The 20186-nt window shown below is 61.7% G+C and carries 21 protein-coding genes and 1 other RNA gene; 11 read left to right on the top strand and 11 right to left on the bottom strand.

Going from position 1 to position 20186, the window contains the following annotated elements:
• Nucleotides 1-8: 8 nt before the first annotated feature.
• The 3 genes from C8J98_RS13960 to C8J98_RS13950 form a co-directional block, all read right to left on the bottom strand.
• Entirely contained in the window at nucleotides 9-806 is a 798-nt protein-coding gene (locus C8J98_RS13960; protein ID WP_199229924.1) for an alpha/beta hydrolase, read from the bottom strand.
• A gap of 69 nt (nucleotides 807-875) precedes the next feature.
• Nucleotides 876-1850 carry a zinc-binding alcohol dehydrogenase family protein gene (locus tag C8J98_RS13955; RefSeq protein WP_107913814.1) on the bottom strand — a complete coding sequence of 325 codons (975 nt, stop codon included), beginning with the start codon at nucleotides 1848-1850 and terminating at the stop codon, nucleotides 876-878.
• Nucleotides 1851-1887: 37 nt separating this feature from the next.
• A complete protein-coding gene (locus C8J98_RS13950; protein ID WP_107913813.1) occupies nucleotides 1888-2745 on the bottom strand; it encodes an alpha/beta hydrolase in 858 nt (285 codons plus the stop codon).
• A gap of 164 nt (nucleotides 2746-2909) precedes the next feature.
• Between C8J98_RS13950 and C8J98_RS13945 the strand changes: the two genes are divergently transcribed.
• The 4 genes from C8J98_RS13945 to C8J98_RS13930 all read left to right on the top strand — a co-directional run bounded on the left by C8J98_RS13945 (nucleotide 2910) and on the right by C8J98_RS13930 (nucleotide 6662).
• Nucleotides 2910-3587 (top strand): hemolysin III family protein, encoded by a 678-nt coding sequence (locus C8J98_RS13945; RefSeq protein ID WP_107913812.1) that lies wholly within the window; start codon nucleotides 2910-2912, stop codon nucleotides 3585-3587.
• Nucleotides 3588-3832: 245 nt separating this feature from the next.
• A complete protein-coding gene (locus tag C8J98_RS13940) occupies nucleotides 3833-4657 on the top strand; it encodes an abortive infection family protein (protein ID WP_107913811.1) in 825 nt (274 codons plus the stop codon).
• 269 nt (nucleotides 4658-4926) lie between these two features.
• Nucleotides 4927-5550, top strand: coding sequence for a hypothetical protein (locus C8J98_RS13935; RefSeq protein ID WP_107913810.1), 624 nt, complete (start codon nucleotides 4927-4929; stop codon nucleotides 5548-5550).
• Nucleotides 5550-6662 (top strand): hypothetical protein, encoded by a 1113-nt coding sequence (locus C8J98_RS13930; protein WP_107913809.1) that lies wholly within the window; start codon nucleotides 5550-5552, stop codon nucleotides 6660-6662. The genes C8J98_RS13935 and C8J98_RS13930 overlap by 1 nt, the downstream gene beginning before the upstream one ends.
• A gap of 255 nt (nucleotides 6663-6917) precedes the next feature.
• Here the strand turns inward: C8J98_RS13930 and C8J98_RS13925 are convergent, their stop codons facing one another.
• From C8J98_RS13925 to smpB, 5 genes are all read right to left on the bottom strand, one after another.
• Nucleotides 6918-7583, bottom strand: a complete 666-nt coding sequence (locus C8J98_RS13925; protein WP_146171640.1) for a hypothetical protein — start codon at nucleotides 7581-7583, stop codon at nucleotides 6918-6920.
• A gap of 9 nt (nucleotides 7584-7592) precedes the next feature.
• Nucleotides 7593-7892, bottom strand: coding sequence for an STAS-like domain-containing protein (locus tag C8J98_RS13920; protein ID WP_107913807.1), 300 nt, complete (start codon nucleotides 7890-7892; stop codon nucleotides 7593-7595).
• An 11-nt stretch (nucleotides 7893-7903) separates the two neighbouring features.
• Nucleotides 7904-8788 carry an ATP-binding protein gene (locus C8J98_RS13915; RefSeq protein ID WP_107913806.1) on the bottom strand — a complete coding sequence of 295 codons (885 nt, stop codon included), beginning with the start codon at nucleotides 8786-8788 and terminating at the stop codon, nucleotides 7904-7906.
• Nucleotides 8789-9007: 219 nt separating this feature from the next.
• Nucleotides 9008-9403: a transfer-messenger RNA gene (ssrA, locus tag C8J98_RS13910) on the bottom strand.
• Between the two features lie 81 nt (nucleotides 9404-9484).
• The gene (gene smpB, locus C8J98_RS13905; RefSeq protein ID WP_046965872.1) at nucleotides 9485-9985 is read right to left on the bottom strand and encodes an SsrA-binding protein SmpB; all 501 of its coding nucleotides are present in this window, start codon (nucleotides 9983-9985) and stop codon (nucleotides 9485-9487) included.
• 80 nt (nucleotides 9986-10065) lie between these two features.
• Between smpB and C8J98_RS13900 the strand changes: the two genes are divergently transcribed.
• Both C8J98_RS13900 and C8J98_RS13895 read left to right on the top strand, forming a co-directional pair.
• Nucleotides 10066-10494, top strand: coding sequence for a type II toxin-antitoxin system RatA family toxin (locus C8J98_RS13900; protein WP_107913805.1), 429 nt, complete (start codon nucleotides 10066-10068; stop codon nucleotides 10492-10494).
• On the top strand, nucleotides 10487-10765 hold the full coding sequence (locus C8J98_RS13895; RefSeq protein ID WP_107913804.1) for an RnfH family protein: 279 nt from the start codon (nucleotides 10487-10489) through the stop codon (nucleotides 10763-10765). The genes C8J98_RS13900 and C8J98_RS13895 overlap by 8 nt, the downstream gene beginning before the upstream one ends.
• 9 nt (nucleotides 10766-10774) lie before the next feature.
• On the opposite strand, the gene bamE is transcribed toward C8J98_RS13895, so the two are convergent.
• Entirely contained in the window at nucleotides 10775-11245 is a 471-nt protein-coding gene (gene bamE / locus C8J98_RS13890) for an outer membrane protein assembly factor BamE (protein ID WP_107913803.1), read from the bottom strand.
• Between the two features lie 72 nt (nucleotides 11246-11317).
• Between bamE and fur the strand changes: the two genes are divergently transcribed.
• Nucleotides 11318-11731, top strand: coding sequence for a ferric iron uptake transcriptional regulator (gene fur / locus C8J98_RS13885; protein ID WP_046965876.1), 414 nt, complete (start codon nucleotides 11318-11320; stop codon nucleotides 11729-11731).
• A 425-nt stretch (nucleotides 11732-12156) separates the two neighbouring features.
• Here the strand turns inward: fur and C8J98_RS13880 are convergent, their stop codons facing one another.
• Nucleotides 12157-13776 carry an MASE1 domain-containing protein gene (locus tag C8J98_RS13880; protein WP_107913802.1) on the bottom strand — a complete coding sequence of 540 codons (1620 nt, stop codon included), beginning with the start codon at nucleotides 13774-13776 and terminating at the stop codon, nucleotides 12157-12159.
• Nucleotides 13777-13863: 87 nt separating this feature from the next.
• Here C8J98_RS13880 and C8J98_RS13875 point away from each other — a divergent pair, with 87 nt between their 5' ends.
• A complete protein-coding gene (locus tag C8J98_RS13875) occupies nucleotides 13864-14493 on the top strand; it encodes a response regulator transcription factor (protein WP_107913801.1) in 630 nt (209 codons plus the stop codon).
• Nucleotides 14494-14600: 107 nt separating this feature from the next.
• On the opposite strand, the gene recN is transcribed toward C8J98_RS13875, so the two are convergent.
• Nucleotides 14601-16271 (bottom strand): DNA repair protein RecN, encoded by a 1671-nt coding sequence (recN, locus tag C8J98_RS13870; RefSeq protein ID WP_107913995.1) that lies wholly within the window; start codon nucleotides 16269-16271, stop codon nucleotides 14601-14603.
• 132 nt (nucleotides 16272-16403) lie between these two features.
• Between recN and hrcA the strand changes: the two genes are divergently transcribed.
• The 3 genes from hrcA (at nucleotide 16404) to dnaK (ending at nucleotide 20111) form a co-directional block, all read left to right on the top strand.
• The gene (gene hrcA / locus C8J98_RS13865; protein WP_107913800.1) at nucleotides 16404-17465 is read left to right on the top strand and encodes a heat-inducible transcriptional repressor HrcA; all 1062 of its coding nucleotides are present in this window, start codon (nucleotides 16404-16406) and stop codon (nucleotides 17463-17465) included.
• 86 nt (nucleotides 17466-17551) lie between these two features.
• Complete coding sequence (gene grpE / locus C8J98_RS13860; RefSeq protein ID WP_107913799.1) at nucleotides 17552-18088, top strand: nucleotide exchange factor GrpE; 537 nt, start codon at nucleotides 17552-17554, stop codon at nucleotides 18086-18088.
• A gap of 97 nt (nucleotides 18089-18185) precedes the next feature.
• Nucleotides 18186-20111 carry a molecular chaperone DnaK gene (gene dnaK / locus C8J98_RS13855; RefSeq protein ID WP_107913798.1) on the top strand — a complete coding sequence of 642 codons (1926 nt, stop codon included), beginning with the start codon at nucleotides 18186-18188 and terminating at the stop codon, nucleotides 20109-20111.
• Nucleotides 20112-20186 lie beyond the last annotated feature (75 nt).

Genomic DNA, 20186 nt, shown 5'->3' with positions numbered 1-20186 from the left:
AGTGTCGATCACGGTGAAAGAATAGTTCCCAGTTTCTTCGTCAGCACACCTGTCGCACTCGCCAGATCTTCGAGCACGGTGAAGTGGTTCCGGCCTTGGAGTGCGACATAATCGACGTCCCCGGACCTCGCCGCCGCGGTCGAGTACTCACTTGCATGACGCACAAGCTCAGGCAACTCCGTGGTGCCAACGGCTATCGTCGTCGGTGCGCCTGCACCGATATGCCGCAACGGGCTGTACATCTCGACTTCCCTGGCATCGAGATTCAATTTCTCGTTTAGCCAGGACAGGCTGATCGGTTCCAGATCGACCAATGGGCTGATCGCCATGATGTGCGCAAGCAGGCGGTGCGAGCGATGCAGCAGGCCCAGTTGGCCGCCCGCTGAATGTCCCACCACACTGACAGGGCCACGCCCAATCAAGTCCGTGTTGACTGCGAGATGGTCAAGAAGGCGGCCAATCTCCTGCACGATCTGTGTCATCGAGGACAGCGGCGCGAGGGTGTATTCCGCTAGTACAACGTTGAGGCCGAGGTCTAGCGGCCCCTGGGCTACGAAAGCAAAGTCCTCTTTCGACAACGTCTGCCAGTATCCGCCATGGATATACACGACGGTCGGCGCGCTAACTTCTCGGCCTCGGAACAGGTCGAACCGCTCATCGGGTTGGCTGCCGTAGCGGAGGTCTCGCTCAGACTCGGTAGATCGATAAAGTCGGTCGCTACGTGACCGGAAATCTTTGAAGGTCTCCTGAAAGTCCGCGACAGCTCGCGTGTTGTTATATGCCGCATCGAGTGCGGCGCGTTCCATTCCTCGGTATAGCAAGGTCAACTCCTTATGTCAGCGCTGGAAACCGTGCCACATCGGTGCGTGGTCGACTCAGTCGACCAGGACGACCATCTTCCCGCCCGCCTCATTGGCCTCCATGACGCGATGTGCCTCACGGATGTCCTCGAACTTGAAAATGCGGGCTGGTTTGGCCTGGAAGCGTCCAGCGGCGACCTTCCTCGCAATGTCGGCCAAGGGCACATCTGACAGTGGAAAGTCGGGGAGGCCAAAGTGAAACGACGCGAAGAACGTCAGATAGACACCGCTGTTCAATTGCGCGAGCGGGTTGAAGTCCTTCACCGGGTCAAGCCCTCCAAGCCACCCGGCAATGCAGGCACGTCCGTAACGCGGCAGCATGGCGAGAGAGTCCACGATCACGCTGTTGCCAACGAGGTCGAGGATCCGATCCACCTTGCCGCTTTCGGGAAGGCGCTTCGACAGTTCCGGTCCCTCGACCTCGCACCGAGTCACACCTAATGCTTCAAGCACAGGAAAACGCTCTCGTCGGCGCGTCGTGGCGATCACCTTCAACCCTGCATCGACAGCCAGGTTAATCGCGGCTTGCCCGAACGCTGAGGTAGCCCCCCGGATTAGCAGCGTCTGGCCTTTCTGGATTTCGAGATTGCGGAAGAGACACGTCCACGCCGTTGCATAACTCTCTGGTAGAGCAGCAAGTTCCGCCCAAGGCAGGTCGGCGTCGATGAGAGTCACCACGTGCGTGGGCACAACCACATATTCCGCGTAGCTGCCATTGATGGTCCGTCCCATGCCACCCATCATCGCCGCAACCTTCGCGCCGATCGGGAATTCGCCGCCGGGGCAGGCGTCAACTAGTCCGACACACTCCAGGCCAATTACGTCAGCATTCTCGGCCCATTCGCCGCGACGCATGTGCATCTCGGCATGGTTCACGCCGAATGCCTTGATCCGTATGACTACGTGGCCATGCAGCGGTTCGGGCTTGGGGATGTCTTTGTAGACGAGCTTGTCGTAGCCGCCAAAACCATCGAGGACGATTGCGCGCATGTTGTAGATCCTGAAGTTCGAAGTACGCCCGTTTAAATTACCGACGGAGGAACGTATTGATTTGCTCGGCGATTTCCTTCGCATGCGTTTCCAGCGCGAAGTGCCCGGTGTCGAAGAAGCGAACTTGCGCCGACGGGATGTCTCGCTGAAACGCTTCCGCACCGGCAGGCAGGAAGAACGGGTCGTTCTTACCCCAAACCGCCAGCAATGGCGGGTTGTGCTCGCGGAAATACGCCTGGAACGCCGGATACAGCGCGACGTTGCTCTTGTAATCGCCGAACAGGTCCAGTTGGATGTCCGTGGCGCCAGGTCGTGCCAGATAGAAGTTATCGAGCGAGTACCCGTCGGGCCCTACCTGCTCCCTGGCTGCGTCGGGAACACCATGCAGGTATTGCCACACCGTGGTTTCAGGGGCGAGGAAAGCACGAAGCGCGTTCCGGTTTTCTTCCGAGGCATCCTGCCAATACGCGCGGATGGGATTCCAGCCGTCACTCAGGCCCTCGGTATAGGCGTTGCCGTTCTGAGAGATGATTGCCGTTACGCGTTCTGGGTGCTTCACAGCGATGCGAAGGCCGACCGGTGCGCCGTAGTCAAAGACGTAGAGCGCGAAATGGTCGATTCCGACCACCTCGGTAAAGCGGTCCATTACGGCGGCAATGTTGTCGAACGTGTAGGTGAACGTGTCACGACCTGGCATATCGGACTGGCCGAAGCCCAGCAGGTCGGGCGCCACTACGTGGAAGTCCGAGAGGTGAGGAATCAGGTCTCGGAACATGTGGCTCGAGCTGGGGAATCCATGCAGCAACAGGATCGTTGGCGCGTCTTTCGGACCCGCCTCGCGGTAGGCGATCTGGTGGCCGTCGACATCGATCTTTCGGAACGTGACCTTATTCACTGGGGAGCCCTTCGTTGCCAATAGTAACCGTAGTAAGCGGTTTAGAGAGGTTACGAAGGTATGGCATAACCTGTCAAGCCCCATTTAACAGGTTTGCCCACGATGGTCCTTAACTGCAATGCGAGGCTGGCAAGATGAGACCCTGCCTTCGACGGGACTACCAGATGGCCATGGATGCGAGCCGCGCCGTTGTGCCCCATGCGCGCGTTGACGAACTGGGCAGTTGCATCGTCCATGGGCTGGCCGTCGGGCTCAGCATTGCCGGGCTCGTCACCCTGGTTGCGAAAGCGGCTATGTATGGCGGGTCCGTGGCTGTGTTCGCCAGCGCGCTCTACGGCACCACCCTGATTTTTCTCTACGCCGCATCGACGCTTTGTCACGCCCTTCCACATCACAGCGCCCAGGGTGTCCTTCGGACGTTGGACCACCTGGGCATCTACTGGCTGATCGCCGGCACCTACACCCCGTTCGCGCTCATCGCGGTGCCCGGAACATGGGGCCTCTGCCTGTTTGGCATGATCTGGTTGCTGGCCATCGTCGGCAGTGTGCTCGAGCTCGGCATCCTGAAGCGCTACCACCGCGCGGCGGTGTTCATGTATGTCGCGATGGGGTGGGGCGCGATTGCGGCGTTCCAGCCGCTGGCAACACACGTTCCGAAGGCCGGCCTGATGTTATTGGTGGCGGGCGGTGTTGCTTATACGGCGGGCGTGCCGTTTTATCTGGCGAAGCGTTTGCCGTTTCACCATTCGTTGTGGCATTTGTTTGTGGTGGCGGGGAGCGTGCTGCACTACTTTGCTGTTTTGTTTTATGTGTTGCCGGGGGGCGCTGCGACACGCGGTTGAACCAGGTGCATTTCTTTCCGCGCTGTGCCGTGCCGACAGCACAGGCGACTTGAATGAAAGCTCCGCTAAGATTGCAACCTCCATGACGCGAACAATGGAGTTTTGTGTCGGATTGGCTGGCGCGGGCGAGGATGTGCCAGGAGAAGGGGTTAGGTGAGTTCACTAAGTAAGTTCGGCAAACCAACTCCTGACAGGCGCTCGGCCGAACCGTTCGTCGCCAGTGTAGGCAACCAGGAAGCCAGACCATGTCGCAACATCCACCGCTGACCGATCCTATTGCTGTAGCCCTAGCGCGCTTGGTAGACGATTCCCAGGTGAAGGATAAACGGGCGCCCAGTCATTCCGAGATAGGCGTGCGCATCGGGCAGGCTGGCTTGTCGGCCGCCGATCCTGCGCAAGGTCCCAAACCCGTGGGTAAGGCTAGGCGGGTGGCCGCGGTGCTCAACTGGGCAATCGAATACGACGTCGCCGCCGGAGAGGCTCTGGTCGAGTCGCTCATCGGGCTGGTGAAGGGAAGTGGTGGTTTCCGCAAAGGATCGGCGAGCCATTGCGGAGACGACGCCATCGCGAACCTGATCAGCGCGTTCGAGGCGGAGGGTTGGGACCTTTCGCTAGATGGTGTTCTCCAACCGCGTGTGCTGGACGCGCTCCGGGGTAAGGAACTGACAGCCGCTTTGCGGGCCTATGCGGACCGCGCGCGAAGGGGTGCGCTCGACAGCCCCCTGCTGGCCGGCACAGCCAAGGACTTGTTGGAGGCGACCGCGGCCCACGTGCTGGAGCAGCGGACGGGCGCCAAGGCCACCGTCACCAACTTCCCGACCTTGCTTGGCCAGACGTTCACGATGGTCCAGTTCGCGACACCCGATGGCGGGAACACCGGAACAGCTTCCGAGCGACAACGGGTGGAACGAGCTGCATACGAACTCGCATGTGCCCTGAATGGGCTGCGCAACAAGCAGGGGACGGGCCATGGGCGACCGTGGGTGGCCACCGTGTCGGGGGCAGAGGCGCGGTTCGCCATCGAAAGTATGGGCAATATCGCGTCGTTGCTGCTCAGTACGCTGCCATAACTCACGAAAACGCCTAGCCGCGACGTAGCTGAGGTTCGGCGACCATTTAAAGAGATAGGGCGGTGCGTTCCCACCGCCGCGGGCGCTTCGTCGGATTCTCACCGAATGCGACACCGCTGCGCCATCCTTATGCCGGATGTTTTTTGGTGTGTGCCGGAAGACTGTGGGTTCGGTTTAGGTGGTCTGGGGCAGTCTGTTGTTTAGGCGCAGGCTGCAGGCATCGGCGCACGGAATAGCATGAAGTTTAGTGAATCGAACAGGGGAGCTCGATGGACCATGAATATGTCGTGTTGGGTGGGACCAATCGCGCCCAAGTTGGAAGGTATTTGACCAGAACAGCCTCAGTCGTGTCAGGCATTTTGGTGTGGGCGTTGCTTCAGGTGGTCGACGTCGCGAAAGGGCTCGGGCTAGGGGTGAACCTACCGCCTGTTTTCCTTTCCCTACTTGGCGCTGGGACGGTCTACGCCGGGCTCTATTTGCTCTTTCGAAAATGGGTGTGGCGGCTTCCATGGATCATGCGCTGGCTAAAGGTCGCGAACCTCGCCGGAACTTGGGTTTGCGAGGGCTCACCCTTCCCACGCCCCGACTCAAAGGCGATCGCATGGAAGGCCGCCGTGACAATCACCCAGGATTGGGACCGTTTCCGGGTCCACCTCAAGACAGCTAAATCCGCATCCAACAGCATCGTAGCAGCGCTCACCACGGACCCGATCGAAGGATACGTATTGCTCTACAGCTACCAGAATGAGCCGAAGCCTGAAGATGGCCAGTTGTCTGTCCATCGTGGCTTTGCCCGTCTCGTCTTCGCCAAGGACTTGCAACGGGCCGAGGGCGATTATTTCAACGGGGACGGCCGGCATTCGTCGGGCAGCATGATCTTGAGGAGATCCTAATGGCAACGAATATTCAAGAGCGAATATCAGCACTGAAGGGGCGACGAAAAGGCGCCGACGGGCTTGCCGTAGTCGCAGCCGACAACGTTGCGCTGGAGAGCTATCGACGCAAGTTGTACTTGCCGGAGATCTGGGAGGGCAGGGCAGGGGGCAAGCCGTTTACCCAGTACGCCTTGGGCGCCATGCAGGAAGTCGATCCTGACTACACACGTATCAGCTTGGAGACGGCTGATCGGGTTGCGAATCAGCTGGGCAAGCGGGTGGGCGGATTCAACCTCGATTTCAAGTTGCAGGGTTCGGTGCCGCTGAACGTCCACATCAAAGGTGTGAGCGACGTAGACCTGTTGACCACAATTGATGGGCAGTTCCTGACCTACGACAAGAGTGGAATCAGGTCCAACACCTATTGGCCTTCCGCGGATAACTCACTTCAGCAACTGATCAACTTGCGTAATGAGGAGGAACCAGCGCTCAAGAAGGCATTTCCGGCCGCATCGGTGGACACATCGGGTAGCAAGGCCATCAAGATTTTCGGTGGTTCGCTGGCACGCTCCGTAGATGTGGTCCCGTCGCACTGGTATGACGGTGCGGACTACCAGAGGACAGGTCAGCTCCACGATAGGGGCGTGATCATTCTTGACCGTAAAGCCAACCAGACAGTGACCAATTTTCCATTCAAGCACATCAAGCTGGTGTCGGACCAGGATGCCATAGCGGTGGGGGGCCTGAAAAAGGCCATTCGGTTGTGCAAAAACGTCAAGGCTGACTCGGGTCGCGATATCGCCCTTCCGAGTTTCGACATTGCCGCCATCATGTTTCACGCGGACCTAGCGGCACTCCGGATGGGTGTGTTCCATGAGCTTGCAATCTTGGCCGAGACCCAGAGGTACCTGGATTATCTTTACTACCACCCGAACGAAGCTCAGCGTTTGTATGTCCCCGATGGCACCCGTCGCATCTTCGACACCGAAGCCAAGGTGAGTGCGCTTCTAGCCCTGTCGAGCGAGATGGATGAGCTGTCGAAGGCGGTTGCCGCCGAATTCAGATTGTTAGGTCCGATTCCGACAAGTGACAGCGCGCGGCAAATTCTCAAGGAGGTTCGAGTGCCGTGAGTCTTAGCGGGGAATGCCGAACATGGCGTGGAAGCAATGACAAATGCTGTTGGCTCAAAAAGGGAGCCGCCGCCGTCATCGCAGCGTGCGGTCTCTAGCCGGTGGTGAAGGCGCCGTTGACCTGGCGCACGGGGAGGCTCGGTACCGGTTCACACAAATGCCTGCACGCTCACCGCTCAGTGTCGCCCGCAGGGAGCTCGATGCGAAGAGTATGCCGGCGGTAACTTTGGTGGCATGCACTAGTGTCGCCCGTCGCTAGGCCTGACTCACCTGGCGCGCGTTGCCTTGATTTGTGACGCCGGTACGCAGCTTTCCGCCAACCTTCGCTGCATTGACCGCACGTTCGTTGGCCGTGTACACCTTGAGCATCGGTACTGATAGGTAGTCGAAATCGTCGGTCAAGATAGGGAGCCCGCCACCCTGCAGTGCCTCTTGAACGATCAACAGATCATAGCCATCGATCTTTCGGTTTCTAAAATCCACTAACATCTGATCTCCGACGTTTCCGTCGACGGTTAGTCCGGGAGACCAGACACTCATGCCTTGAACCTGCTGCCAAGTGGCGACAATCTCGGCAATTACTTTTCGGCGATGATTCGGTTCCCATCGGAGTTGCTTGAGATCCATCTTGCCACCCCGCTGTTGTACTGCGACAGACTCCGCTTTCTCGATGACGTGAGTGACTTCGGGCAACGTGAAGGGGCTTCGAACCAGCTGGCAACCCTCTTCCAAACACCTAGCGAGAAAATCTGTGTAAACAACAGCAACGGCTTGCCGGTTGCCAAGGCTAAAAGGGCTGTACTGCGACAGGAGCCACACATTCGTATCAACGAGCATTCGTGGGGGCAATGCGGTTGTACTATCGGTGATGTCGAATGTGAGGGCGGTTACATTTCGCGGCTTTGCTGCGTGGCGGTCCATCGCGCTCCCTTAAGTTGCAAGCCCAGAGTAATGACGCTTCGCATTGTCGATCACGCGACGAAGGGTGCTGAAGCCAAGCGGGGTCAGATTGACCACTTGAAGCCTCTGGTTGAGCATGTCAGCAGACATACGCTCAAGTAGGCGACCGATTGCGAGGTTGAAAAACGGAGTGGAGAAAATCTCGACGCCGATGAAGTCGAGTTCGACGGTTTCGACATCAATGCTGCCGATTATTGCCTTGTACACAGCTTCGCCGGCCTTTGAGGAGACCGCGTTTCGTCCGGCGATTTCGGCGACTGGTATGCGCATGGCTTCACCTATCAAAATAAAGGCGTCCCTGGAGGCGGCAGCTGCTGCTCCAATTCTTGCTGGAGTACGTACAATCGATCATCGCAGTGTAGGCGTATCTGCACCACAGTGGCACCCATCGAAAGCATTAGACTTTTAAACCGAGGTTCTGCGCTTTCCACGCGTCCATGACCATGGTGGCTATATATATCAAGGCGCCCACCATTGATGTTCACAAATTCTTTCAGTAAGTCGAGTCCAAGTCCCCGGGGATAGCGCTGGTTGGCGGCTGTGGTAGTTCCCCGGGTGAAAGCCCATGCAAGCGCCTGATCTCCGGGTATCCACTCCTTCCGAAGTTTCTGGGCCGCATTCGCCGGGATGCCGGGACCGAAATCCGCCACGGTGAGGATAAGTGTGTCCTCCCCAATTTGTTCGCCACATGTGTAGACTCCGACCCCCGAATCGCCGTGCTCGAAGGCGTTTGCGTACACCTCCCACAGGTGGGTGATGAAGGTATCGCGCGCCCCTGCGCTCATGATAAGCCGCGAACCGCCGAGCCACTGATCTCGTAGAAAGCTGATGATGGCATCCTCGTCCTCAGTCTCGTCGTGGCGAAAAAGCGTCGATTGAGTGGAGGCGACGTCACTAAATAGATGGGAGCGGCATCCGCTACCCGTGAACTGGCTATAGACCTTGGGGGTCATCGTTGTGATGTCGATATTCGGCCGAATTCCTCGCAGTCGTAGTTGCCTGGACATGCCAGCCAGAATGACTAGCCCCGCCGGACGTAGGTCACCGCAGCCCGAAAAATCGAAAGTGATAGGGGCGCGAGGAATACTCGACACCCGGACGAAGACGTGCGAGAGGAGCTCATGAGCCCGTTCGCTGTCGTCGCAGGTAGGGAAGTAAAACCGCATTGCGCCATCCTATGGTCCATCAATGTAGCGGCATGGGGCGAAAAAGCTTAATGCCCATTTGAAAGTCTTTGTACCAGTAGCGCAATCGGCGGCCACCCTGTCGACGCGTAGGCTGACATCGGCGGCGAAGTCGAGTCCGGCCAGCCGAGCTAAATTTGTTCACACGCCTGATGCCTACGAAAAACCCCCTGAGCAACGAAATTACTCAGGGGGCCATATTGGTGGAGATGGCGGGAGTCGAACCCGCGTCCGAAGGCGTTTAATCTCCAGATCTACATGCTTAGCTCACCGTTAGATCTCGTCCGCCAGCAGCACGGTGTGCGAAGCGCACCGACGGACATACCTGATTGATCTAGCGTCAGACCCACAGATGGAGAGTCTTTCGGCGGTCTCATGATAGTGACCCTACACCGACGAGCATGAGCACAAGATCGGTTCGGGGGTAGGGCCTTTTTTAGGGGCCGAACGCTTTAGGCGGCGAGAGCCACCGAAGCGTCATTACCGTAGTAGTTGTCATTGGCAACTATAGTTTTTGCAGCTGGTTTAACGAGGAAAGCTACCCCCTCGGCATGCACCAGTAGATCGCACTACCCCCGTCGAAACCAGAACATCCCCGGGGAAAACGTTGTGTGACTACACCTATCAGTATATGGGCGGGGCAGGCCGCCCACAATGGGCGCCGCCCGTCCGTTCAGGTCAGCCCATCTTGTTGTGGGAGCGCATGACCCGCTGTTTGTCGACCGCCCACTCGCGTTCTTTCTCCGCGGTGCGCTTGTCGTGGTCCTGTTTACCCTTGGCCAGGCCGATCTCGCACTTCACCTTGTTGTTTTTCCAGTACATCGCGGTGGGAACGAGGGTGTAGCCCTTGCGCTCGACGGCGCCGATCAGGCGGTCGATCTCCTCACGATGGAGCAGCAGCTTGCGCGTGCGGCGATCGTTCGCGATGACGTGGGTGGAGGCGCTGATCAGGGGCGGGATCTGGGCACCGACGAGAAAAACCTCACCGTGCTGGATGATCGCGTAGCAACCCTCGCCGAAGTTGATCCGGCCCGCGCGCAGGGACTTCAGCTCCCAGCCTTCCAGGGCCATGCCGCATTCGAAGCGCTGGTCGATGTGATATTCGTGGCGCGCGCGCTTGTTCAGCGCAATCGTGCCGCCGCCGTCTTTTTCCGTGTCCTTCGGTTTCGCTTTTGCCATGTCCGCTAAAATCGGTCTATCGGATCCCTGATACAAGGCCGGCGGGTCCGTGAGCCGGCAAATGAGACGAGGTCAAAGCAGTGATTGAAATCCGCCGCAGTGCGATCGTGCCTTTCACGCCCGCGCAGATGTTCGACCTGGTCAACGATGTGGAAGCATACCCAAAGCGCTTTGGCTGGTGTGACGCCGCCGAAGTACTCGAGAGGGAAGACAACGTGCTGGTGGCGCGGCTGGATCTCAAGTTCGCCGGGCTGAAGCAGAGTTTCACCACCCGGAATACCACGGATCGGCCCCACAGCCTGGCCATGAAATTCGTGGAAGGCCCGTTTCGCTCGCTGGACGGGGTGTTTACCTTCCAGGCCCTTGGCGAGGTGGGCTGCAAGATTGCCCTCGCCCTGGACTTCGACTACGCGGGGCTGGGTGGTTCGGTGCTGAGGATGGGCTTCCAGCAACTGGCCAACCGCATGGTCGACGACTTCTGTGACGAGGCGCGCCGTCAGTATGGCTGAGCTCGCCGTCGAGGTCGCTTACGCTGGTCCGGAGGGGCAGGTCGTCCTTGCCCTGGCCGTGCCGTCAGGTACCACCGCCTGGGAGGCGGTTGAGCTGGCTCGGGGCGGATTGCCTCCCGGCGTCACGCCCGACCCGGACAGGCTGGGAATCTTCGCCAGGAAGGTGACCGCGGACCGTGTGCTGGAGGAGGGCGACCGGGTGGAACTGTACCGGCCGCTCACGCTCGATCCGATGGAGGCCAGGCGGCGCCGCGCAAAGCGCGGCGCCTGAAGGGCCGTCTTACTTCTTGTCGTCCGACGAGCTGCCGCCGAAGATGCCGCCCTGGTCGTCATCCTTCTTGTCGTTGGCGCTGGTGTTCTTGTCGCCCTTGGTGCCGTTGACCGGGTCGTTCTTGTACTTCTTGGAGTCCTTCAGCAACTGCTGGGCGTCCTGGGCGAAGAAATCGCCTTCGGAGCGGACCAGGGTGTCGTTATTGAAGGTCAGCGTAAGCGTACGGGTGGTCATCTTCCCGCCACGATGCGAGAACGTGGACACGTAGTCCCAACGATCGTTGTCGAACGGCGAGGCGATCGACGGGGTGCCCAGCAGCACCAGGACCTGGCGCTTGGTCAGACCCGGCTGCAGCTGTTCGACGTTTTTCTTGTCGAGCAGGTTGCCCTGCTGCACGTCGGGGGTATAGATAAGGCTGCAGCCTGCGATGGCGACCGCCATCATGGCCATACCCAGCGTGCGGCGAATGAGCTTTTGCATGCGTAGTAACGTCCGGATCGTGAAGCCTGCGATGATACACTAAGCGCCTGACGGCACCGCGAGGGGGTCTATATGGACCAGGAAACAAAAGAGCTCCGTAAAGCAGGGCTCAAAGTCACACATCCACGCATGCGGATCCTGCAGATCTTCGAGGAGGCGGACGAGCGCCACCTGACCGCCGAAGATATCTACAAGCGTCTGCTTGCGCACCAGGAAGACATCGGGCTTGCCACGGTGTATCGGGTGCTGACCCAGTTCGAAGCTGCCGGCATCGTCATGAAGCACAACTTCGAGGGTGGGCAGGCCGTCTACGAGCTGGACCGCGGCAAGCATCATGACCACATGATCGATGTGGACAGCGGGAAGGTCATCGAGTTCATCAGCGAGGAGATCGAACGCCTCCAGCATGAAATTGCGGAACGGCATGGGTATGTGATCGAAGATCACAGCCTGGTGCTGTACGTGCGGCCGAAGAAGAAACGCTGAGGCGGGGTTTTCCGGCTTGGCAGGTGAGAAGGGCTCCCGAGAGGGGGCCTTTTTCTTTTGGTGGGGCGGGCTTTTGTGGGAGCCGGCTGTTCTGGGACCCGGCTATTGTGGGAGCCGGCTATGCCGGCGATGGGTGGTGCGGTGACCTGGTTATCGCCGCTGAAGCGGCTCCTACACAAATCAGGGGCCTTTTCGTTCGCCCAATAAAAACGCCGCTGGCGGACTCCTGTCCACCAGCGGCTTGATCCGATGTTTCCATGGTTCGTGAATCGCGAGTTGCTCGCGGGATCCACGTTTCACCACTTCGCATCGGCGAGGCTGACATCCTGTCGCCTCATCAGGTCGATCGTCCCCACGACCGACCTGGGCTCACCGTCTCTCGACGGCGGCTCCCCCACATCGATGACGGAATCGTAACGAAGCGTTCACCGACCCGGTATCGGAAAATTTCCTATGGTAGTTCCGATACTTGTGCTGCGAAGCAACACCCGAAGGTGTAATCCGATTGGCTCGGGACGGATGCGGAAGATGCCACCCAAGGCGGTGATGCGGTCGCTCATTCCCTGTAGGCCGCGCCCACCACCGTCTGTGCGAATCGGCCTAGGTGTAGAGGGCAGGCCCGTACCGTCGTCGCGGATGTCCAGAATGGCCACCGGTCCGCTGTCGCGTAGTCCGATGCGTAGCCGCAATTTCAGTTCCTTCGCACCTGAATGGCGCACCACATTGGTCGCACTTTCCTGCACGACACGGTAGATCGCGGTAAGTGTTTCGTCGTCGAGCAGCCGCGGTTCGCCCCGCAGGTCGGTCACATAGTGAATGCCGGCGGCGGCGAGCATGTCGCGTACCGGGCCTTCGTCGAGCGCGCGCAGCAGCCCGAATTCATCGAGGACCGAAGGGCGCAGGCTGTCGAGCATCTTATGAAGGGCCCGGCGCATGTGACCGAGGATGCCGTTGATGGACGCGCCGATGTCGTCCAGGCCGGCGCTGCCGAGCCTGGCCTGGGCCAGCTTCAGGTGGGTCTGGATGGCGGTGAGGTTCTGGCCGAGTTCGTCATGCAGCTCGGCGGCCATGTGCTTGCGCAGGTCTTCCTCGGCTTGGAGGTTGCCGCGGGCGGCGTCGCGAAGCTGGCGAGCGAGCTGGTCGAGGCGCTGGTTGGCGGCCGCCAGGTGCGTGTTCTGTTGTGCGACGCGCTCGCTGCTCCGGCGCAGGGCGTCGGTAGCGGCGCCGAGCATCAGCGTGCCGGTGCCGGCCACGGCGAGGAACAGATGGGCGGCGGCCGTCGGCGCGCCGCGACCGATCATGTCTTCAGTGACATTGAGGCCCACGCTGGTGATCAGCATGGCCAGGCCCGCACCGCGCCAGCCATGGCGAAAGGCGAAGAACAGCACCGGTGCCAGCGAGAGCACACGGGCGAACTGCGGCTGGGGCGAGTATTCGGCGAGGGTGATAAGGATGGCCAGCGAGGGGAGCATGACCAGCAGGCCGTCGAGCATCAGTTCGGCGAGGGCGGACTGGGTGGGCCGTTCGCGGAAGGTCAGGATCATCACCGGCACGACAAGCAACACACCCAGGTAGTTGCCGAGCAGGTCGCTGCCGAAGGTGGTGCCCAGCATTTCCACCGGCGCGGCCGGGTGCAGCGAGGCCATCATCGCGGCATTACCGGCGGTGGCGACCGTGGCGGTGACCATGGCCGACAGCAGCAGGCGGGCGACGTCCTCCGGGGTGTTCAGGCTGGCGTGCAAATGCGCCCGGCGCAGCAGCCAGAGGCAGGCGGCGACCATCAGCGGTTCGGGTGCGTCGCCCAGCACGAAGCCAGCGCCGCCGATCGGCAGGCCGCTGCGCCACTCGCAGAAGGCGCTGGCGAGAATCTCGGCACCGAGGATCCAGAACCAGTTGCGGGTGCGCATGAGAAGCAGGGCGCCAAACCGCAGGCCGAACGGCAGCACCCAATAAGGCTGTTCCGTCGGCCACAGCAGGATCCAGGCCGCGCCGTAAAGGAGGGCAAACAGGGGGCCGGCGAACCGGGAGACGGCATTAAGTCGCATTCGGCGAATGTTACACGGCGAACCTCAGATGCCGTTGCACGCTTCCACCCATACGCACGCGTCGGGCGAGCCTGTTACATTCTGTCCATGCCAAGAATCGTCCTTGTAGATGACCACGCCATCGTTCGTGAGGGTTTCAAACGCCTCATCGAGCTGGAATCTGACCTCGACGTCGTCGCCGAGGCCCGGAATGCCGACGAGGCCGTGGATGCGGTCACCCAGCATCGCCCCGACCTGGTGGCGGTGGACCTGTCGCTGCCCGATGGCAGCGGCCTGCCGCTGATCGAGCATCTGAAGAGCATTTCCCCGGACATGAAGATCGTCGTGCTCAGCATGCACGACGGCGAGCCTTACGTTTCCGAGGCTTTGCGTCGTGGTGCGCACGGTTACGTGACCAAGGGTGTGGCCCCCGAGGAACTCGTGGTGGCGGTTCGTGCGGTGCTGGGTGGCGAGCAGTACCTGAGCTCGGATCTGCGCGAGCGTCGCTCGGGGCGGTCGTCGGTGGACCTCGATCCCTTCAGCAGGCTGACGGCGCGCGAGCGCGAGGTTTTCCTGTTGCTGGCCGCTGGCCGGGCGCCGAAGCAGGTGGCGGCGGAGTTGGGCATCGGGCAGAAGACGATTTATATCCACCGCGCCGCGGTGATGAACAAGCTCAATGCGGGGTCGGAACTCGACCTTTACCGGATGGCTCAGGAGCGGGGGCTGATCAGGGCCTGATTGGCTTCCCGCAATCTGGTTTTCACCGATGAATCGGCTCCTACAACGTCGTCGGCCGGTCGGTTAGGGCGTCGTCGGCCGGTCGGTTACGGCGCCTGCGCCAGGCGTTAGCCTTGGGCGCGGTCGAGCATCTTTTTGGCGTGGGCGCGGGTCTCTTTCGTGATTTCCACGCCGCCGAGCATGCGCGAGAGTTCGTCGCGGCGGCCGGCGGCATCCAGCGTGCGGATGCGCGTGCGGGTGGCTTCGCCGTCGCTTTCCTTGGCGACCTGCAGATGCGCGTGGCCTTGCGCGGCCACCTGCGGCAGGTGGGTGACGCACATCACCTGGACCTTTTCGCCGAGGGCGCGCAGCTTCTGGCCGACCACTTCGGCCACGGCGCCGCCGATGCCAGTGTCCACTTCGTCGAAGATCATGCAACCGATGTTGTCGTTGCCCAGCGTGGCCACTTCGATAGCCAGGCTGATGCGGGCGAGTTCGCCGCCCGAGGCGACCTTGCGCAGCGGACGCGGCGGCTGGCCGGGATTGGCGCTGACCAGCAGCTCGCAACGCTCGCGGCCCTGCGGGTCGGGCTCGTCACCTTCCACGCGTTCCAGTGAGACTTCCAGACGACCGCCGGCCATGCCGAGCTCGCCCATCAGCGCTGCGACCGAGGTGCCCAGGCGACCGGCGGCAGCGGAACGCGCGGCCGACAAAGCGGCGGCCGCTTCGTCATACGCCTTATGAAGGCGATCCCGCTCGCGGCCGAGGCGATCCAGGGCATCACCGGCGCCTTCGAGCTCGCCCAGGCGCTCGCGGACCTCTTCGGCCTTCACCGTCAGTTCCTCGATCGGCAGCCGGTAGCGGCGCGAGAGATCGTGCAGATGCGTGAGGTGGGTGTCGACTTCGGCAAGGCGCTCCGGGTCCAGTTCGACATCCTGCGCGTAGCGGCCCAGACCGTCCACGGCTTCGCCCACCTGGATCTGGGCGCTATCGAGCAGCTCGAGGGTCGGCACTAAAGAAGCGTCGAGCTCGGCCAGGCGCGACAGCTCGGCGTGTGCGCGGAGCAGGGCGCGACCGACCGCGAACTCGCTCTCGCCATCGAGGATCTCGACCACGCCGTTGGCGCCTTCGGCCAGCCGGCCGGCGTTGGCCAGGCGGCGATGCTGCGCTTCGAGCTCTTCCAGCGCGGCGGGGACCAGGGCCCAGCGATCCAGTTCTTCCAGTTCGTGGGCGAGCAGTTCGATCTGGCGCTCGCGATCGTCACCACCGGAGAGCGTGCGGATGCGGGCGACGGCCTCACGCCACGACTTCGCGGTCTCGCGAACGCTGGTCTGGAGCATCTCGTTGCCGGCGTAGGCGTCCAGAAGGGCCATCTGGTGCTGGCGCGAAAGCAGGGCCTGGTGTTCGTGCTGTCCGTGGATCTCGACGATGAGCGCGGCCAGCGCCGACATCTGCGCGAGGCTGGCAGGGCGGCCGTTGATCCAGCCACGCGAGCTGCCCTCGACGCGGATGACGCGGCGCAATTGGCAGGTCTCGCCATCGTCCAGTTCTTCCTGGCGCAGCCAGTCGGTGGCCTCGGGCAAACCCTTGAGGTCGAATTCCGCGGCCAGCTCGGCGCGATCGCTGCCCGAGCGCACCATGCCGCTGTCGGCGCGGGCGCCGGCCAGGAGCATCAGGGCGTCCACGAGCAGGGACTTGCCGGCGCCGGTCTCGCCGCTGACCACGGTGAGCCCTGGCCCGAAGGCAATCTCGGCTTCTTCGACGACGGCAAACTGACGGACGTAGAGCGAGGTGAGCATGGCTACCGATGGCGGCGGATGGAATCGCGCCGATTGTAGCGGCAGGCGCGTCGCAGAAGCCGAGACTTGCATCAGGAGCGTCGAGACCTTATTGATAGCCGGACGAACCAACCCTCCGGCCCATCCACGCGCATGAATCCGTTTTCCGGTCACGACATCGATGCACGCGCGCGCCGGCTGCTGCGTACCCTGATTTCGCAATACCTGTCAGATGGTGAGCCGGTCGGCTCACGCACGCTGGCGAAGTCGTCGGGCCTGGAAGTCAGCCCCGCGACCATCCGCAACATCATGGCCGACCTCGAAGAAGCCGGGCTGGTGGCCTCGCCGCATACCTCGGCCGGAAGAATCCCCACGCCGCGCGGCCTGCGCCTGTTCGTCGACAGCCTGCTCGAGCTCAAGCCGCTGCCGCGCGACGAGATGGCCCGCCTGCAGGGCGGCCTGCCGCCGCACCAGACGACCACGCGCGACCTGCTCGGCAACGTCTCGCACCTGCTTTCGGCGATGACCCACTTCGCCGGCGTGGTCACGGTGCCGCGCCAGGGCGACTTTCCGCTGCGACACATCGATTTCGTCAATTTGCCCGACGCCCGGGTGCTGGTGATCCTGGTGTTTTCCGACAACCAGGTGCAGAACCGCGTGGTCCAGCTCGCCCGGCCGCTCGAATCGGCTGAGCTGGAGCAGGCGGCCAACTACCTCAATGCCCAGTTCGCCGGGTTCCGCCTGGTGGATATCCGGGCGCATCTGGCCACCGAGTTGCGTGAAGCCGGCGGCGAGCTCAATCGCCTGCTCACCGGTGTGGTCGAACTGGCCACTGCCTCGTTCAGCTCCGAGGAGGACGCTGACGACGTGCTGGTGAGCGGCCAGACCAACCTGATGGGCTATTCCGAGCTGGCCGATATCGAGCGGCTCCGCGACCTTTTCGACGCCTTCCAGCAGAAGCGCGACCTGCTTCAGCTGATGGAGATGTGCGTCAAAGCCCCTGGCGTACGCCTGTTCATCGGCGAGGAGTCCGGTTTTTCGGCCCTCGACGGTTGCAGCATCGTCACCGCCACCTACGGCACGAACGGCCGCATGCTCGGCGCGATCGGAGTTATTGGACCGACGCGTATGGCATATGAGCGGGTGATTCCGGTGGTACAAGCCACCGCCTCACTGCTTAGCGACGCCTTGAATCGCGCCGCGGCGACCTCATAAACCGCCACGGGAGGCGGGTTTAGTATTTCCCGCGAATGTTCGACCCTTCCTCGGAGGGGTCGGTACGCTGACATTTGGAGCAAGTAATGCAAAACAACGATCCCCACGTGCCGGATCCGGCGCAGGACGGCGGTGTGGCCGACAACGGCGTCAATGCCGAGATCGAGGCCCTGAACATCAAGCTGGCCGCGATGGAAGCCGAGCTCGCCCAGGCGCGCGAGACGGTGCTGCGCGAAAAGGCGGAGATCGAGAACCAGCGTCGCCGCATGCAGCGCGATATCGACCAGGCCCGCCGCTTCGCCAACGAGAAGCTGCTTGCCGAGTTGCTGCCGGTGTACGACGGCATCGCCCTGGGCCTGGCCAATCAGGCCGCGGATGCGAAGACACTTCGCGAAGGTCTGGATATGTCGCTGAAGCAGCTGGAGAAGGTGACCCAGTCCAACGGGCTTTCCGTGGTCGATCCGCTACACCAGCCGTTCAATCCGGAGCACCACCAGGCGATCAGCTCGGTCGATTCGAACGAGCACGCGCCCAACACCGTCGTCGCCGTGGTCCAGAAGGGCTTCGTCTTGAACGACCGTCTGCTGCGTCCGGCGCTCGTCGCCGTGGTGCGCGACAACTGAACAGCTTCACCAAAGATATTGAATCGATGGGGGTTACCCCCATTTTCCAAAACAGTCGCGGCCGCGGGGGCCGCATGAAATTCGGAGCAACGTGACTATGGGCAAGATCATCGGTATCGACCTCGGTACAACCAACTCCTGCGTAGCAGTGATGGAAGGTTCGTCCGCACGGGTCATCGAGAATGCAGAGGGCGATCGCACCACGCCGTCCATCGTGGCTTTCACCAAGGACAACGAAGTGCTCGTGGGCGCGCCGGCCAAGCGCCAGAGCGTGACCAATCCCAAGAACACCTTCTACGCCGTGAAGCGCCTCATCGGCCGCAAGTTCACCGACGCGGAAGTCCAGAAAGACCTGAAGCTGGTCCCCTACGGCATCGTTGCACACGATAACGGCGACGCCTGGGTGCAGACCGCCGACGGCAAGAAGATGGCCCCGCAGGAAGTGTCCGCGAAGGTCCTCATGAAGATGAAGAAGACCGCCGAAGACTTCCTCGGTGAGGCCGTGACCGAGGCCGTCATCACCGTGCCGGCGTACTTCAACGACAGCCAGCGCCAGGCCACCAAGGACGCGGGCAAGATCGCCGGCCTCGAGGTCAAGCGCATCATCAACGAGCCGACCGCGGCCGCACTGGCCTATGGCCTGGACAAGACCGACGCGCGCGACCGCAAGATCGCCGTGTACGACCTGGGCGGCGGTACGTTCGACGTCTCGATCATCGAGATCGCCAACGTCGACGGCGAGAAGCAGTTCGAAGTGCTGTCCACCAACGGCAACACCTTCCTCGGTGGTGAGGACTTCGACAACCGCGTCATCGACTATCTCGTCGAAGAGTTCAAGAAGGAGCAGGGCATCGACCTGCGCCAGGACCAGCTCGCCCTGCAGCGCCTGAAGGACGCCGCCGAGCGCGCGAAGATCGAGCTCTCCTCGGCCCACCAGACCGACGTGAACCTGCCGTACGTCACCGCCGATGCCTCGGGTCCGAAGCATCTGAACATCAAGCTGACCCGCGCCAAGCTCGAGTCGCTGGTGGAAGACCTGGTCAAGGGCACGATCGATCCGTGCCGCACCGCGCTGAACGACGCCGGCCTGAAGATCTCTGACATCCACGAGGTTATCCTCGTCGGTGGCCAGACCCGCATGCCCAAGGTGCAGGAAGCCGTGAAGGACTTCTTCGGCCGCGAGCCGCGCAAGGACGTCAACCCGGATGAAGCCGTCGCCGTCGGCGCCGCGATCCAGGGCGGCGTGCTGGGCGGTACCGTCAAGGACGTCCTCCTGCTCGACGTCACCCCGCTGTCGCTCGGTATCGAGACGATGGGTGGCGTGATGACCAAGCTGATCGAGAAGAACACCACGGTGCCGACCAAGGCCTCGCAGACCTTCTCCACGGCTGACGACAACCAGACCGCCGTCACCGTGCACGTGCTGCAGGGCGAGCGCGAGCGTGCCAACGCGAACAAGTCGCTGGGCAAGTTCGACCTCTCCGGTATTCGTTCGGCACCGCGTGGCCAGCCGCAGATCGAAGTGACCTTCGACATCGACGCCAACGGCATCCTGCACGTGTCGGCGAAGGACAAGGACACCGGCAAGGAACAGAAGATCGAGATCAAGGCCGGTTCGGGCCTCTCGGAAGAGGAAGTCCAGCGCATGGTCGCGGACGCCGAAGCGAACCGCGAAGAAGACAAGAAGTTCCACGAGCTCGTGCAGACGCGTAACCGTGGCGACCAGCTCGTCCATGCCACGCGTAGCCAGCTCAAGGAGCACGGCGGCAAGATCCCGGCCGAGCAGCTTGCTGGTATCGACGGTGCCGTCTCCGAGCTGGAGAAGGCACTGGCCGGCGAAGACAAGGACGCGATCGAGTCGAAGATCACCAACCTCGAGCAGGTGGCGCAGGCTCTGTCCGCCGCAGCCCAGTCGGGCGGCGCGCAGGACACCGCGCAGCAGTCGGCGCCGGGCGGCGGTTCGGCCCAGCCTGACGACGTGGTCGACGCCGAGTTCACCGAAGTCAAGGACGAGAAGAAGTAATTCGTCTTCGGCATGTAATGACGCGCCGCGGGCCCGATGCCCGCGGCGCGGTACCGACGGTTAACCGGAACGATC

Source organism: Luteibacter sp. OK325 (assembly GCF_003050935.1).
Lineage (GTDB): Bacteria > Pseudomonadota > Gammaproteobacteria > Xanthomonadales > Rhodanobacteraceae > Luteibacter.
This window is presented reverse-complemented; position numbering and strand designations above follow the sequence as displayed.